This window comes from Afipia sp. MLSD5-FHT05B12 (assembly GCF_058793355.1).
Genome location: NZ_JBXAFS010000008.1, coordinates 54,149 through 68,199, shown reverse-complemented (window position 1 = coordinate 68,199; position 14,051 = coordinate 54,149). Strand labels below are relative to the sequence as shown.

16 protein-coding genes are annotated in these 14,051 nt (G+C 62.1%); 6 read left to right on the top strand and 10 right to left on the bottom strand.

The features are described 5' to 3' along the window. Window positions 1-11: 11 nt before the first annotated feature. Together AC1Q6J_RS12785 and AC1Q6J_RS12780 are read right to left on the bottom strand one after the other, a co-directional pair. Window positions 12-530 (bottom strand): hypothetical protein, encoded by a 519-nt coding sequence (locus AC1Q6J_RS12785; RefSeq protein WP_492279654.1) that lies wholly within the window; start codon window positions 528-530, stop codon window positions 12-14. A 12-nt stretch (window positions 531-542) separates the two neighbouring features. Next, a complete protein-coding gene (locus AC1Q6J_RS12780) occupies window positions 543-1,196 on the bottom strand; it encodes a tetratricopeptide repeat protein (RefSeq protein WP_492279653.1) in 654 nt (217 codons plus the stop codon). Window positions 1,197-1,420: 224 nt separating this feature from the next. On the opposite strand from AC1Q6J_RS12780, the gene AC1Q6J_RS12775 reads away from it, so the two are divergent. Beyond that, window positions 1,421-1,627: a hypothetical protein gene (locus AC1Q6J_RS12775; protein ID WP_492279652.1), complete on the top strand. Its 207-nt coding sequence runs from the start codon at window positions 1,421-1,423 to the stop codon at window positions 1,625-1,627. A 50-nt stretch (window positions 1,628-1,677) separates the two neighbouring features. Here AC1Q6J_RS12775 and AC1Q6J_RS12770 read toward each other — a convergent pair whose 3' ends face one another. Then, complete coding sequence (locus tag AC1Q6J_RS12770) at window positions 1,678-2,178, bottom strand: helix-turn-helix transcriptional regulator (protein WP_492279651.1); 501 nt, start codon at window positions 2,176-2,178, stop codon at window positions 1,678-1,680. 132 nt (window positions 2,179-2,310) lie between these two features. Between AC1Q6J_RS12770 and AC1Q6J_RS12765 the strand changes: the two genes are divergently transcribed. Both AC1Q6J_RS12765 and AC1Q6J_RS12760 read left to right on the top strand, forming a co-directional pair. Next, the gene (locus tag AC1Q6J_RS12765) at window positions 2,311-3,060 is read left to right on the top strand and encodes an outer membrane protein (protein WP_492279650.1); all 750 of its coding nucleotides are present in this window, start codon (window positions 2,311-2,313) and stop codon (window positions 3,058-3,060) included. 336 nt (window positions 3,061-3,396) lie between these two features. Further along, complete coding sequence (locus tag AC1Q6J_RS12760) at window positions 3,397-4,182, top strand: outer membrane protein (RefSeq protein WP_492279649.1); 786 nt, start codon at window positions 3,397-3,399, stop codon at window positions 4,180-4,182. Between the two features lie 110 nt (window positions 4,183-4,292). Here the strand turns inward: AC1Q6J_RS12760 and panB are convergent, their stop codons facing one another. Then, entirely contained in the window at window positions 4,293-5,141 is an 849-nt protein-coding gene (panB, locus tag AC1Q6J_RS12755) for a 3-methyl-2-oxobutanoate hydroxymethyltransferase (protein ID WP_492279648.1), read from the bottom strand. 3 nt (window positions 5,142-5,144) lie between these two features. Then, on the bottom strand, window positions 5,145-5,729 hold the full coding sequence (locus AC1Q6J_RS12750) for an NnrU family protein (protein ID WP_492279647.1): 585 nt from the start codon (window positions 5,727-5,729) through the stop codon (window positions 5,145-5,147). A gap of 342 nt (window positions 5,730-6,071) precedes the next feature. On the opposite strand from AC1Q6J_RS12750, the gene AC1Q6J_RS12745 reads away from it, so the two are divergent. Together AC1Q6J_RS12745 and AC1Q6J_RS12740 are read left to right on the top strand one after the other, a co-directional pair. Then, window positions 6,072-7,046: a Bug family tripartite tricarboxylate transporter substrate binding protein gene (locus AC1Q6J_RS12745; protein WP_492279646.1), complete on the top strand. Its 975-nt coding sequence runs from the start codon at window positions 6,072-6,074 to the stop codon at window positions 7,044-7,046. Between the two features lie 203 nt (window positions 7,047-7,249). Continuing rightward, entirely contained in the window at window positions 7,250-7,705 is a 456-nt protein-coding gene (locus tag AC1Q6J_RS12740; protein ID WP_492279645.1) for an SRPBCC family protein, read from the top strand. A gap of 219 nt (window positions 7,706-7,924) precedes the next feature. On the opposite strand, the gene AC1Q6J_RS12735 is transcribed toward AC1Q6J_RS12740, so the two are convergent. Next, a complete protein-coding gene (locus tag AC1Q6J_RS12735; RefSeq protein ID WP_492279644.1) occupies window positions 7,925-9,541 on the bottom strand; it encodes a peptide chain release factor 3 in 1,617 nt (538 codons plus the stop codon). 264 nt (window positions 9,542-9,805) lie between these two features. Here AC1Q6J_RS12735 and sugE point away from each other — a divergent pair, with 264 nt between their 5' ends. Further along, window positions 9,806-10,120: a quaternary ammonium compound efflux SMR transporter SugE gene (sugE, locus tag AC1Q6J_RS12730; protein ID WP_492279643.1), complete on the top strand. Its 315-nt coding sequence runs from the start codon at window positions 9,806-9,808 to the stop codon at window positions 10,118-10,120. Between the two features lie 57 nt (window positions 10,121-10,177). Here sugE and AC1Q6J_RS12725 read toward each other — a convergent pair whose 3' ends face one another. The 4 genes from AC1Q6J_RS12725 to AC1Q6J_RS12710 all read right to left on the bottom strand — a co-directional run bounded on the left by AC1Q6J_RS12725 (window position 10,178) and on the right by AC1Q6J_RS12710 (window position 13,979). Continuing rightward, entirely contained in the window at window positions 10,178-11,188 is a 1,011-nt protein-coding gene (locus AC1Q6J_RS12725; RefSeq protein WP_492279642.1) for an inorganic phosphate transporter, read from the bottom strand. Window positions 11,189-11,204: 16 nt separating this feature from the next. Next, the gene (locus AC1Q6J_RS12720) at window positions 11,205-11,849 is read right to left on the bottom strand and encodes a DUF47 domain-containing protein (protein WP_492279641.1); all 645 of its coding nucleotides are present in this window, start codon (window positions 11,847-11,849) and stop codon (window positions 11,205-11,207) included. A gap of 137 nt (window positions 11,850-11,986) precedes the next feature. Then, window positions 11,987-12,952 carry a branched-chain amino acid ABC transporter permease gene (locus tag AC1Q6J_RS12715; protein WP_492279640.1) on the bottom strand — a complete coding sequence of 322 codons (966 nt, stop codon included), beginning with the start codon at window positions 12,950-12,952 and terminating at the stop codon, window positions 11,987-11,989. Between the two features lie 163 nt (window positions 12,953-13,115). After that, entirely contained in the window at window positions 13,116-13,979 is an 864-nt protein-coding gene (locus AC1Q6J_RS12710) for a branched-chain amino acid ABC transporter permease (protein WP_492279639.1), read from the bottom strand. Window positions 13,980-14,051 lie beyond the last annotated feature (72 nt).

Sequence of the window (14,051 nt, the reverse complement as noted above, 5' to 3'; positions counted from 1 at the left end):
GAAAGCCTAAATCAGCGCGCAAAGCCCCCGCTCGGCAGCGGCGCGGGGAAAGAGGATGGCGCTTGCTGTTGGGGCGCAGCCTGCTGCGGCGGTGCGGCCTGCTGTTGCCGTTGCGGCGCAGGCGCGGCCGGTTCGGCATCAGGCTCCGGCGCCGTGATGCGGGCCCGCTTGGGCTTCTTCATCTTCGGCGCAGCCGCGCCGGCATCGTCCACCGGCTGCGGGAACGGCTCAGGCTCCCGCGTCGCGGACTTGCGTGATTTAGCCTTCGGCTCCGGCGCAGGCGGCGGGGTCTCGGCGACCGGCGGCGGCGGGTCCTGGCGGGCGCCCTTGTACATATCCTTCGGCACACCCTGTTCGACGCCCGGAACGCCTTCAGGAAACACCGGCCTGCGCTCGCCGGGCAGCTTCTTCTTGGTGTCGAACCAGTCCATCACATCGGTCGGATCGAAGTTGCCGCTGGAGCAGCCAGCAAGCGCGAGCGACATCGCGGCAAGAACGGTGGCGGCAATCAGGCGTTGCGGGCGGCGCATCGGTATCTCGCCTCAGCTCTTCGCGGCGGGCGGCAGCAAGGCCTGCAACGCCTCGGCGCGGCTGCGCATGCTCGCCGGCGTGCGCGCATCGTTGCCGATCATGTCCAGCCATTGGCGGGCAGCCGCCGTATCGTTGCCCCGGTAAGCCGACAGGGCCAGCAACTCGCGGGCGGTATGCCGATAGGTCCGGCCCTCGCCGGTCGCAGGTTCAAGGCGCTGGCGCATGGCCGCATAGGGCTCGGTCTCCATCAGCAGGCCAGCGGCGCGGATGCGCGCGAGGTCCTGTTCGGGAGCGGAAACGCCGGGGTCGGCGGCAATGGCGTCGTAAAGCTTGGCTGCGGCCTGCGGATTCGCGGCGGCGGCGTCAGCGGCGGCGCGCAGCCGGGCAAGCACGCGATAGCCCCTGGAGCCGTCGGATGCGATCTTGGCGAAGGCGGCCTCGGCCTCACTCTTCTTGCCCTGCTCGGACAGCGTGATCGCGGCTTCGAAAGCGGACCCGGCCTCGGCGGCCTTCTTGGCCTCCAGGTACTGATAGCCTCGCCAGCCGCCGACGCCGGCGACAATCAGAATCGCTGCCGCGATGATGAAGATCGAATAGCGCTCCCAGAGCTTCTTGATCTGCTCCCGGCGCAAATCCTCGTCGATTTCATTAAATATTTCAGACACTTAATCGTCCCGCCCGGCCTGTTTTGAAAGAGATGTGATAGCGCCATCGGCTGCGCTGACGGCGCAGCTCCCCCCGATGTGACGGCGGCGATACAGTACCGGTATGGCGACCGCAAGGCAAAGTCAGCCGGATCAAAGCGTTAACACTGTTTGGCGGCTGTAGGGCCCTCGCATCGTTGCTTTAGCCCGACCGGCTGCTAAAACCCGCCGCAGCAGGAGAACCCATGCCATACAACTTCTCGATCAATGACGACGTCCATCATCAAAGTCAGGGGCCTCAGGGCCGCGCCGAGAAAATCCGGTCGAACGTCTACACGATCATCGGCTGCATGCCGATCGAGGCGGATGGCCGCGTGCGATACCGCATCCGAAGCAAGACCGAAAACATCGAGCGGATCGTGACCGAAGAGCAGCTCAGCCGGTCGCAGTGAACCTCGGCGCCTCCGCGAAATTTTGAAATCAGGGTTCGGCGTATTCGGCGTTACGCCGTCGCGCTTTCCGACGGATCAGCTTCGCTGCGCCCTTGCCTTAACCTGGATGGCGTGCAGCCGTAGCGTCTGCGGAAGACCCGGTTGAAATACGAAATATCATTGAAGCCGCATTTCAGCGCGATGGCGCTGATGGACTGCGTGCTGGCGTCGGGATCAAGCAGCATCCGCGAAACATATTCGAGGCGGGTTTCGAGGACGTAGGCCGTGAACCTCGCTCCCTCGGCCGCGAAAAGCTTCCTGACATAGCTCGACGAAATGCCCTGGTGCGCGGCGATGTCAGCCAGGCACAACGCGGGATTATCGATTTTGGAAACGATGTACGCCTTGATCGCGCTCAATCGCGAACTGCGCGTAGCGAAAAAATAGCCGTCCATGCAATCCATCCACCCCTTGGGGCGCTGCCCGCCCAAGGATGTGTCGCTGGATAGACACAGCCGGTTCAAATCGGGATGCGGGTAGCGTTCAGTCCAAGAGTGTGCCGCACAGTCCAAGACCGGCGTTCTTCGCGCTCCTAGGTTCGCGCCACGCTGATTTGCGCCATCGAATCGGGAGCGTTCGCCGAAATGAACGCAGCCCCGGACGGTTGGACAGATGAGTTCATTCAGATGATACGGAGAAGAATAATGAGAAAGCTTTTGGCAGCCGCGGCGTTGATTGCAGTTGCGTCGGGATCGGCATCTGCGGCCGATCTTGGTCCGCGTTACACCAAGGCTCCGGTCATGGCCCCTGTGTGGAGCTGGACCGGCTTCTATGTCGGCGGCCACGTCGGCGGCGGCTTCAGCGATACCAACACCACGGCGTTCAACCAGGCCACTCCCGGCCTCGATGTGGGGCGGCTTGGCACCAGCGGCAGCGGTGTCGTCGGCGGCGGCCAGATTGGTTACAATTGGCAGTTCGCACCGAACTGGGTGCTCGGCATCGAAGGCGACATCTCCGGAACGGGAATCCGCAATAACGCGACCGCGCCCATTACTGTTACTGGTGTTCCTGTTGGATTTGGTTTCAACCACGAAGCCGATCGCAACATCGACTGGATGGCGAGCGTGCGCGGCCGGCTCGGCTGGGTATCTGATCGCTGGATGGTCTACGGCACCGGCGGCGCCGCGTGGGCCGACGTCAACTACCGCACCAACTTCACTTTACCTGGCCTCAACAATCCGGTCAGCACCAACGCAACCTTGTCTGGCTGGGTCGCTGGCGGTGGCGTCGAATACGCCGTCGCGAACAACTGGACCGTGCGCGCCGAATATCTCTATTACGATTTCGGCAACGAAACCGTCGTCAATCCGACGGTTGCGCCCGGCCTCAATTATCTCACCACGTTCGACAACAAGATCCATGTCGTCCGCGCCGGCGTGAACTACAAGTTCTGAGTTTCAGCGGCACGGCCCTGCGGACGCGCCGCTGTCTCTTTCTACGGCTGAAAAAACAAAGCCCGGCGTACCGCGCCGGGCTTTTTCATTTCTTTCGCATGCTTCGCGCGGGTGCGCGAAATTATCGCGCACCCTTTTGACAAACCCGTAGCGAACAGCACGAAAAACGCACTTGCAAAATAAGGCATTTGCGCCAGTACAACTGACCTAACCGCTTAAAATTGCTGCCGGAACGTGACTTGCGAGTGACAGTCATCGGCTGCTTTTTGTGATGGTATTTTCTCAAGGGCATTTCCGGCTCGACTGCCAAACTCAGATTTTTTTGGGGAGTGCATCATGCGGAAATTACTTACGACGACGGCCTTCCTGGCCCTCACAATCAGCAGTGCATCTTTGATCTTCACAAGCAGCGGCGCATCTGCCGCGGACATGGCTCCGCGGTACAAAGCTCCTCCGCCCATCATCGCTCCTGTCTGGAGCTGGACCGGCTTCTATGCTGGTCTACACGTCGGCGGCGGCTGGAGTGATTCATCCATCACTCAAAGAAACGACCTCTTCCCGGGGTTCGATACAGCTTCGTTCGGCAACGGCAATCAGGCCGGTGTCGTGGGCGGCGGCCAGATTGGATATAACTGGCAATTCGCACCAAACTGGCTGCTGGGCATCGAAGGCGATTTCTCGGGCACCGGCATCCGCAATAACAATACCGCTCCGATCACCGCCGGCGGCGTTCCGATCGGGGCCTTCGGCTTCAACCATGTCGCGGATCAGAACATCAACTGGCTGGCGAGCATTCGTGGCCGGCTTGGCTGGGTGTGGGATCGCTGGCTGATCTACGGGACCGGCGGCGGCGCCTGGGCTGATGTCGACTACCGCACTGACTACACCGGTCTTGCGGTGAACAACCCTCTCACAACAAACCGGACGTTGTCGGGATGGGTTGCAGGCGGCGGCGTGGAATACGCGGTTGCCAACAACTGGATGGTGAGAGCTGAGTATCTCTACTACGACCTCGGAAACGAGACGGTTCTCAATCCGACGGTTGCGCCGGGGTTCAATCTCGTGACCACGTTCGACAACAAGATCCATGTTGTCCGCGCAGCCGTGAACTACAAGTTCTGATTGGTAAGTGGCGCGGCCTCAGGGGCGCGCCATCTATTTCTTCTCCAGTTTAAAAACTCAAGCCCGGCGCATTGCGCCGGGCTTTTTTGCTAACATAGCCGCTCCGCGCATCAGGCCTTCGGCTTGATGCCGTAAACATGCTCCGGTCCCGGAAACGCGCGCGAGCGCACTTCCTTTGCGTAGTCCTGAATCGCAGCCTCGATGCCCGGCCCGAGATTGCCGTAGCGCTTGACGAATTTCGGCACCCACGGCGAAAGCCCCAGCATGTCCTCAAGCACCAGCACCTGACCGTCACACGCATTGCTGGCACCGATGCCGATGGTCGGAACCGACACGATCTCGGTGATGCGGCGCGCCAGCGGCTCGGCCACTGCTTCCACCACCATCGAAAACGCACCGGCCTGCGCCACCGCGATGGCATCCTGCTGAAACGGACCGCTGCCATTTTCGCCCGCCGCGATCCTGATCGCCTCGTCCTTGCCCTGCGACTTGAAGCTGCCGAGCGTGTTGATCGACTGCGGCGTGAGGCCGATATGCCCCATCACGGGAATGCCGCGCGTGGTCAGAAACTCGATGGTTTCCGCCATGCGCACGCCGCCTTCCATCTTCACCGCGCCGCAGTGGGTTTCCTTCAGCACGCGCGCGGCGGAATGAAACGCCTGCTCCTTGGAGGCTTCATACGAACCGAACGGCATGTCGACCACGACAAGCGCTTCCTTCGAGCCGCGCATCACCGCGCGGCCTTGCAGGATCATCATGTCGAGCGTGACCGGCACCGTGGTCTCGAAGCCGTGCATCACGTTGCCGAGCGAGTCGCCGACAAGGATGACGTCGCAATAGCGATCAACGAGCGCCGCGGTATGCGCGTGATACGACGTCAGCATCACGATCGGCTCGCCGCCCTTGCGCTTGAGGATATCGGGCGCGGTCTTGCGTTTCACCGCTGTCTGCACGGACATGTCTTAAGCTCCAATCACGGGGACGCCGATTACGAGAGGATGGAAGGCAAAGGCCAGCGCGGCATAGACCACCACACCCACCGCGATCGCGATCAGATCGTTGCCGAGCCCGCCGACCGGAATCGGCGGCGCGCCGGGATCTTCGCGGCGCTTGAGCGAAATGCGATCGTACACCGCCCAGGCCAGAACCGATCCGAACAGGATGATCGATCCGAGATCGCCGTTCGCCAGAAGATGCAGCACGGCCCACAGCTTCACGCCGGCCAGCATCGGATGCTTCAGCGTGGTGAAGATGCGGCCGCGGATATAGGACGCCACGACAAGAATGACCGCGGGTAGCATCAAGGCCAGCGCGATATGCCGCATGGCGACCGGCGGATACCAGACGTTGATCCATTCGCTCGCGCGATAACGGCTGAAGCCCCACGCGATCAGCGCGATCCCTGCGAACGACACCAGCGCGTAGAGAATCTTGTAGCCGCCCTCGCCGAGCCGCGCGATGACGGCGGCGCGCGGACCGCGCAACGTGGTCAGCGTATGAACGCCGAGAAACAGCGCCAATCCAGCGATGAGGATCAACAAGCCCATCTGCCGCCCCTCCTTATCCGCTCTGCTCGCAGCGGTTTTCAGCACCGCTTCTGGTGGAGTGGATTTGATATTCGCTCCCAGCGAAGAGCGAGTCCGCAAAGCGGATATCAAATCCAAAACTCCTCCAGAAACGTATATTTGCTAGTGGTCCATCAATTCTAACATTCGCAACAAGGCCTGCTGGAACGGGATGCGAATGTTAGAATTGGACCACTAGGACGTTTCCACCGCGCAGCCGACCCTGATAAGGTCCGGCGGCACTGTGCCCCGGTATCACTTTTAGGGTGCGGCGCGCAATGCCGCTTCCGCATCGCAACCCTGCTCCAAATTCTTTCCGGCCCAATGAAATCCCTTGCAATCGCCGCACTCGCGCTGGCTCTCGCGGCGCCCGCCCTGAACGCCCGCGCGGCGGAGACGGCCTGGCCGCCGAAAATCGTGAAAATCATCGTACCCTATGCGCCGGGCTCGACGCCCGATCTGGTCGGGCGGATCGTCGCCGACGACCTTCAGGCGCGCCATCCGGGCACAGGTTTCATTGTCGAGAACAAGCCAGGGGCCGGCGGTAATATCGGCACCGACGCCGTCGCCAAGGCCGCGCCCGACGGCGCGACGCTCGGCATCAGCCTCGGCGGGCCGCTCGCCATCAACACGCTGCTGTTCTCGAAACTGCCCTACGATCCCGCCAAGGACATCGCGCCGGTGACAATGCTCACCTCGCTGCCGAGCGTGCTGGTCGTGCCCGCAAGCCTGAAAGTCAATTCGGTGGCCGAGTTTCTGGCGATGCTCAAACGCAAGGGGACGCCCCTCGCCTTCGGCTCGATCGGCGCGGGCTCGCTGTCGCATCTGACCATGGAAGCGATCGCGCAGCGCGCCGGCGCTACCATGGTGCATATCCCCTATGGCGGATCGCCGCAGGCCATCACCGCCGTGATCCGCGGCGACGTGCAGGCGGCATGCCTGCCCGCCATCTCGGTGACGCCGCAGCTCGCAGGCGGTCAGGTGAAAATCCTTGCGGTCGCGACCGCGCAGCGCTCGCGCTTTCTGCCCGAGGTGCCGACGCTGAAGGAAAGCGGCATCGATGTGGAATCCGATGCGTGGAATGCGCTGATCGCGCCCGCCGGTACGCCGCCCGCTTTCATCGCGCAGATCAATGACGAGGTCCACGACGCGCTGACCAGGCCCAGCGTGCGCGAGCGGCTGGAGACGCAGTTGATCGAGCCGACGCCCTCAACGCCGCAGGCTTTGCGCGCGCGGATGGATGCCGAGATCAGGCTGTGGTCCGATGTCATCAGGCGCGGGGAGATCAGGATCAACTGATGGGGCTCTGCCCTCTCAACTCGTCGTCCCCGCGAAGGCGGGGACCCATAACCACCGGACGTCTTGATCATGGTCAGAAGATTGCCCCAGCATCCCACTCCGATCGAGGACTCAGGGAGTATGGATCCCCGCCTTCGCGGGGACGACACCGAATGTTAGCTACCCGCAACGCCAACTAAGAAAATCCGGGAAAGAGGAACGCCATGAACGCCCCTGCTACCGTCGCTTTCGAGCGCAGCCACGACATCATCATCAATGCGCCGGCGAAAGCGGTGTTCGACTACGTCACCAACCCGCAATCATGGCCGGAATGGCTGGCGGCGTCGCATCACATCGACAGCGACAACCGCCCGCTCGAGACCGGCGAACTGTTTCACGAGAAATGGCACATCCGCTCGGGTGAAGTGTCGCTGAACTGGATCGTTCGCGCCTGTGTCAGCCCGAAACTGTGGATCGTGCAGGCCGAGACCGATTTCATCGGCCCCATCGTCGTTCAGTACACCTGCGAGGACGTCGATGGCGGCACCAAGTTCACCCGCACCCTGCGCAACCCCGCGCGCAAGAAGCCGCCGACCGACGAGCAGATCGCCAACATGGATGCGGAAGCGGCGATTGGCCTCGCGAACATCAAGGCGAATGTGGAGAAGCGGGTGAAGTGAAGATCATTTGGCTCGATTGAACACGTGGTCTTCGTCCCCGCGCAGGCGGTGACCCATAACCGCCGAACGTCGTAGTGGTGGCGAGAAGATCGCTCCGGCATCTTCCGTAAACGGAGAATTCAGGGAGTATGGGTCCCCGCCTGCGCGGGGACGACCGGAGAGAGCTTCGCCCACAACGTGGAGAAGTCAGCGCCAAAGAAGAAGAAGAAGAAGAAGCTATTACCCCTTCTTCTTCACGTCCTTGATGCTCGAGAACACGATGCCCTCGGCACGTTCGCGGGTGTAGCCAAGATAGAATTCGTTCTTGGCCAGGAAAACCGGATCGCCATCGACGTCGTCGGCGACGCCGGAGTTGTTCGCCGACAGGAACGCATCGAGCTTCTTGCGGTCGTCGGACGAGATCCAGCGCGCCAATTGAAACTCGCTGATCTCGAAATCCACCGGAAGCGAATATTCCGCGTCGAGACGCGCTTTCAGCACGTCGAGCTGCAACATGCCGACCACGCCGACCAGCGCGGGCGCACCGTCGCGCGGGCGGAACACCTGCACGACGCCCTCCTCCGACATCTGCTGCAAGGCTTCCTTCAACTTCTTGGCCTTCATCGCGTCAGTGAGACGCACGCGGCGCAGGATTTCCGGCGCGAATGACGGCACGCCGACGAAAGTAATGTCCTCGCCTTCGGTCAGCGTATCGCCGATCCGCAGCGTGCCGTGGTTGGGAATGCCGACCACGTCGCCCGCGAACGCCTCGTCCGCGATGGCGCGATCCTGCGCGAAGAAGAACTGCGGCGACGACAGGCTCATGTTCTTGCCGGTGCGTACCAGCTTGGCCTTCATTCCGCGCGTCAGCTTGCCCGAGCACAGCCGCGCGAAGGCGATGCGGTCTCGGTGATTGGGGTCCATGTTCGCCTGGATCTTGAAAACGAACGCGCTCATCTTCGGATCGTCGGCCTCGACCTTGCGCTTGTCGGCGTCCTGTGCGCGCGGCGGTGGCGCGTAGCGGCCGAGGCCTTCCAGCAGATCGCCCACACCGAAGTTGCGCAGCGCCGAGCCGAAGAACACCGGCGTCAGGTGGCCTTCGCGGAACGCCTCGAGTTCGAACGGCTTGCAGGCTTCCGACACCAGCGCCAGTTCTTCCTCGATCGCGGCGGCATCGAGATTGGGATTGCGCGCGGCGAGATCGGCGATTGCAATCTGCTCCGCCTGCCCGGTTTTGGCGCCGCCGCCCTCCAGCAGACGGACGCCGCCGGTCTGGATGTCGTAGGTGCCGAGGAAATCGCGGCCCCGCCCGACCGGCCACGTCAGCGGCGTGGTGTCCAGCGCCAGCGTCTTTTCGATTTCATCCATCAGGTCGAACGGGTCGCGGCTTTCGCGATCCATTTTATTGATGAACGTGATGATCGGAATGTCGCGCAGCCGGCAGACCTCGAACAGCTTTCGCGTCCGCGCCTCGATGCCCTTCGCCGCGTCGATCACCATGACGGCGGAGTCGACCGCCGTCAGTGTGCGGTAGGTGTCTTCCGAGAAGTCTTCGTGGCCCGGCGTATCGAGCAGGTTGAACACCAGATCCTGGAACTCGAAGGTCATCACCGAGGTCACGACCGAGATGCCGCGCTCGCGTTCGATCTTCATCCAGTCGGAGCGCGTGTTGCGCCGCTCGCCCTTGGCCTTGACCTGACCCGCGAGGTTGATCGCGCCGCCGAACAGCAGCAGCTTTTCGGTCAGCGTGGTCTTGCCCGCGTCAGGATGCGAGATGATCGCGAACGTGCGCCGTCGCGCCACTTCTTCGGCAAGCGGCGTCAGCGGGGATTCGGCGGCGATGGCGGTGTCGGACATGGCTCGAGCGTGTGGCAAAGAAACGCGGCAGGATCAAGGGACTTTGAAGTCAATGCACTTGCATCCTCTTTGCCTCTGAGGCATATTCATAAGGCGAGGACGACCTCGATTCACCCCACATCATCCGCAGGGACGGCCCGAGCGCGACCAGCAAAAGTGGGAACCGGTTTTGCGTCCGGGCGCGCTCGAATCATAATAGACGCATGATCTTGTCGCCGAACCGCACACACTTCGGCGGATCATGCGTTATGGAGGAGTTAGGCCATGGCATGGTCGATGCTGTTTGTTGCGGGTTTGCTGGAGATCGGCTGGGCCATCGGCTTGAAATATACCGACGGTTTCACGCGCCTGATGCCGTCGGTCTTTACCATCGTCAGCATGGTCGCGAGCGTTCTCCTGCTCGGCCTGTCGCTGAAGACACTGCCCGTCGGCACCGCCTACGCGGTCTGGACCGGCATCGGCACGGTCGGAACCGCCATCCTCGGCATCTGGCTGCTGGGTGATCCTGCGACCACCATCCGCATCGTCTGCATCGGTCTGATCGTCGCCGGGATCGTCGGGCTCAAGGTCGTCGCTTAGCTTTTCCGGGCATGATCTTTTCCGAAAACCGATTCCCGCTTTTCGGGATCATGCCTGTCAGCGCCAGCCCGCCAGCGTTACGGCGTAATAGGTGGCCGCCGCGACCAGCGCAGCGGCCGGGATCGTGAAGATCCAGGCCCAGACGATCGAACTTGCCACATTCCAGCGCACCGCGGACACGCGCCGCGCCGCGCCGACGCCAACAATCGCGCCCGTGATGGTGTGCGTAGTGGACACCGGAACGCCGAGGAACGTCGCAGCGAACAAGGTCGCTGCGCCACCTGTCTCGGCGCAGAAGCCCTGCATCGGCGTCAGCTTGGTGATACGCAGGCCCATGGTGCGAACAATGCGCCAGCCGCCCATCAGCGTGCCGAGCGCCATCGCCGCCTGACACGCGATCACCACCCAGAACGGCACGCTGAACTCGCCCCCGAGATAACCTTGCGAGTAAAGCAGCACCGCGATGATGCCCATGGTCTTCTGTGCATCGTTGCCGCCATGGCCGAGTGAGTACAGCGACGCCGATGCGAACTGCAAGATACGGAACGCGCGATCGACCGCGAATGGCGTCGAGCGTACCGAGGCCCACGAGACGATAGCGGTCAGCACCAGCGCCAGCAGAAAGCCGACCAGCGGTGACAGCACGATCGCGAGCAGCGTCTTCGACAGGCCGCTCCACACCGCGACGGAAATCCCCGCCTTGGCCATGCCGGCGCCGAGCAAGCCGCCGATCAGCGCGTGCGAACTGCTGGACGGCATGCCGAGGCCCCACGTCACCAGATTCCACACGATGGCGCCGATCAGCGCGGCGAAGATCACGTGAGCATCGATCGCCTCCGGATGGATGATGCCGGTGCCGATGGTCTGTGCGACGTGCAGGCCAAACACCGCGAACGCGATGAAATTGAAGAACGCCGCCCACGCCACCGCATAATGCGGCCGCAGCACGCGGGTCGAAACAATCGTGGCGATGGAATTGGCAGCATCGTGCAGGCCGTTGAGAAAATCGAACAGCAGCGCGACAGCGATCAATCCGACCAGGATGGGGAAAGCGAGCGAGGCATCCACGTGGGCGGTCCTGACCTTAGACTTGTTCGATCACGATGCTGTTGATCTCGTTCGCCACGTCGTCGAAGCGGTCGGCGACTTTCTCCAGATGCTTGTAGATTTCGGCGCCGACCACGAAGTCCATCGCGCTGCCGTCGCGGTGCTTGAGGAACAGCTCCTTGAGACCGATATCGTTCAGGTCATCGACGCGGCCTTCGAGCCGCGTGATCTCCTCAGTCAGGGCGGTCAGCGTGGTAACGTTCGCCCCCATCGCCTGCATCAGCGGCACGGCCTTCCCGACAAGATTCGCGCACTGCACGAGGATGGCGCCGATCTCGCGCATCGGCGGTTCGAAGACCCGTACCTCGAACAGCATCACCGCCTTGGCGGTCTGCTGCATCTGGTCGATGGCGTCGTCCATCGACGTAATGAGGTTCTTGATGTCACCGCGGTCGAACGGCGTGATGAAGGTCCGGCGGACAGCGGTCAGAACTTCCCGCGTGATCTGGTCGGCGTCGTTCTCGAACTGGTTGACACGCTGGCAGTAAACCGGGGTCTCCTCGCCGCCGCGCATCATCCCCTCGAGTGCCTCGGCGCCTTGCACGATGGCTTGGGAATGCCGGGCGAACAGGTCGAAAAACCGCTCCTCCCGGGGCAGCAACCTACGAAACCAGCCAAGCATTGATCTTTCTCCGGCACGACAGAACGCGTCACATATCTGTCATAAACCGTTTCGCAGACCAACAGGCACCTGCCCGGCGTCTAAACGCCGGTCATCCACTGATTTATCGAAGCAAAAAGCCCCGCGAAACCGGACGCTTAGAGCGACCGCTTGAAGAAATGGGCGATTTCGCCGACGACGCCGCGGCGGAAGGTCAGCACGCAGATCACGAAGATCGCGCCCTGAATCACCGTGACCCATTGCCCGAACCCGGCCAGATACTGCTGCATGGCGATGATGACGAAGGCGCCGACGACGGGCCCGAACACCGTACCGAGGCCGCCAACCAGCGTCATCAGCACGACTTCGCCGGACATGGTCCAATGCACGTCGGTCAGCGACGCGTTCTGCGCCACGAACACTTTCACCGCGCCGGCCAGGCCCGCCAGTGTTCCCGACAGGATGAACGCCAGCAGCTTGTACTGGTCGGTCTTGTAGCCGAGCGAAATCGCGCGCTGCTCGTTCTCGCGGATCGATTTGAGCACCTCGCCGAACGGCGAGTTGATGGCCCGGTAGATCAGCAGGAAGCCGAGCAGGAAGATCCCCAGCACCACGTAATAGAGCGTGGTCGGCTTCGACAGGTCGAACAGGCCGAACATCATACCCTGCGGAATGCCCTGGATGCCGTCTTCACCGTGAGTGAACGGCGTCTGCAGATAGATGAAGAACAGAAGCTGCGAAAGCGCCAGCGTGATCATCGCGAAGTAGATGCCCTGCCGGCGGATCGCGATCAGGCCCGTGATGACGCTGAGCGCGGCGGCGGCAACGACGCCGAGGATGATGCCGATTTCGGGCGGCACGCCCCACACCTTCAGCGCATGCGCGGTGACATACCCCGCTGTGCCAAGGAACATCGCGTGGCCGAACGACAGCAGGCCGCTATAACCGATCAGAAGATTGAAGGCGCAGGCGAACAGCGCGAAGCACAGCGCCTGCATCACGAAATACGGATAGAGCCCGGTCAGCGGCACGATAGCCAGCAAGATCGTCATGACGGCGAACGCGATCATTTCGTCGCTGGTGCGCCCCTTCACGGGAACGGCGTTGTCGGTGATTGTGGTCATACGAGTGTCCTGAATCCGAAGTTCGCCTCATTTTGCAGCGCATCCCCAAGCGAACTTCGGATTCGAAAGGACACTCGCAAAATATAAATTCTAGTGTGGCTTTGGTTCGCACGTCCGCAAATGAACGTGCAGAAACCTGGTTGCGGACGTGCGAACCGCCACACTAGTTCGCCCGCCCCGTCAATCCAGTCGGCTTTACGAGGAGCACCAGCACCATCAGCACGAAGACCACGGTGTTGGACGCCTCGGGATAGAAATACTTGGTCAGGCCTTCGATCACACCAAGCGCAAATCCGGTGATGATCGAGCCCATGATCGATCCCATGCCGCCGATCACCACGACGGCGAACACGACGATGATGAGATCCGCGCCCATCAGCGGCCGCACCTGGTTGATCGGCGCCGAGAGCACACCGGCGAGCGCGGCGAGACCGACGCCGAGGCCGTAGGTCAGCGTGATCATGCGCGGCACGTTGATGCCGAAAGCGCGCACCAGCGTCGGATTTTCGGTCGCGGCGCGCAGATAGGCGCCGAGCCGCGTGCGCTCGATCAGGTACCAGGTCGCGATACACACGATGAGCGAGAAGATGACGACCCAGCCGCGATAGATCGGCAGGTACATGAACCCGAGATTGACGCCGCCCTTCAGAATATCCGGAATGGCGTAAGGCAGTCCGGACGATCCGAAATAGTTCTGGAACACGCCCTGGATAATCAGCGCCACACCGAACGTCAGCAGCAGTCCGTACAGATGATCGAGGCCCGTCAGCCATTGCAGCATCGTGCGCTCGAGCACGATTCCGAACGCACCGACGATCAGCGGCGACAGGATCAGCGCCCACCAGTAGTTGATGCCGAAAAGGTTCAGCAGGAAATAAGCGACGAACGCACCCATCATGTAGAGCGCACCGTGCGCAAAATTGATGATGTTGAGCATCCCGAAAATAACAGCCAGCCCAAGACTAAGCAGCGCGTAAAACGAGCCGTTGATCAGTCCGACCAGAAGCTGGGCGTAGAGAGCTTGCATCGTATCGATTCTTTCGCGCGCAGTTGGAGGCGGTATTGAGAGAATGCCCGGCGGCGTGAAGCCGCCGGGCGA

Bases quoted from the DNA above. Each gene is read 5' to 3' on its own strand.
- AC1Q6J_RS12745 (WP_492279646.1), top strand. From the start codon at position 6,072: ATGAAATCCCTTGCAATCGCCGCACTCGCGCTGGCTCTCGCGGCGCCC.
- panB (WP_492279648.1), bottom strand. From the start codon at position 5,141: ATGTCCGTGCAGACAGCGGTGAAACGCAAGACCGCGCCCGATATCCTC.
- AC1Q6J_RS12750 (WP_492279647.1), bottom strand. From the start codon at position 5,729: ATGGGCTTGTTGATCCTCATCGCTGGATTGGCGCTGTTTCTCGGCGTT.
- AC1Q6J_RS12760 (WP_492279649.1), top strand. From the start codon at position 3,397: ATGCGGAAATTACTTACGACGACGGCCTTCCTGGCCCTCACAATCAGC.
- AC1Q6J_RS12715 (WP_492279640.1), bottom strand. From the start codon at position 12,952: ATGACCACAATCACCGACAACGCCGTTCCCGTGAAGGGGCGCACCAGC.
- AC1Q6J_RS12720 (WP_492279641.1), bottom strand. From the start codon at position 11,849: ATGCTTGGCTGGTTTCGTAGGTTGCTGCCCCGGGAGGAGCGGTTTTTC.
- AC1Q6J_RS12735 (WP_492279644.1), bottom strand. From the start codon at position 9,541: ATGTCCGACACCGCCATCGCCGCCGAATCCCCGCTGACGCCGCTTGCC.
- AC1Q6J_RS12765 (WP_492279650.1), top strand. From the start codon at position 2,311: ATGAGAAAGCTTTTGGCAGCCGCGGCGTTGATTGCAGTTGCGTCGGGA.
- sugE (WP_492279643.1), top strand. From the start codon at position 9,806: ATGGCATGGTCGATGCTGTTTGTTGCGGGTTTGCTGGAGATCGGCTGG.
- AC1Q6J_RS12775 (WP_492279652.1), top strand. From the start codon at position 1,421: ATGCCATACAACTTCTCGATCAATGACGACGTCCATCATCAAAGTCAG.
- AC1Q6J_RS12740 (WP_492279645.1), top strand. From the start codon at position 7,250: ATGAACGCCCCTGCTACCGTCGCTTTCGAGCGCAGCCACGACATCATC.
- AC1Q6J_RS12710 (WP_492279639.1), bottom strand. From the start codon at position 13,979: ATGCAAGCTCTCTACGCCCAGCTTCTGGTCGGACTGATCAACGGCTCG.
- AC1Q6J_RS12785 (WP_492279654.1), bottom strand. From the start codon at position 530: ATGCGCCGCCCGCAACGCCTGATTGCCGCCACCGTTCTTGCCGCGATG.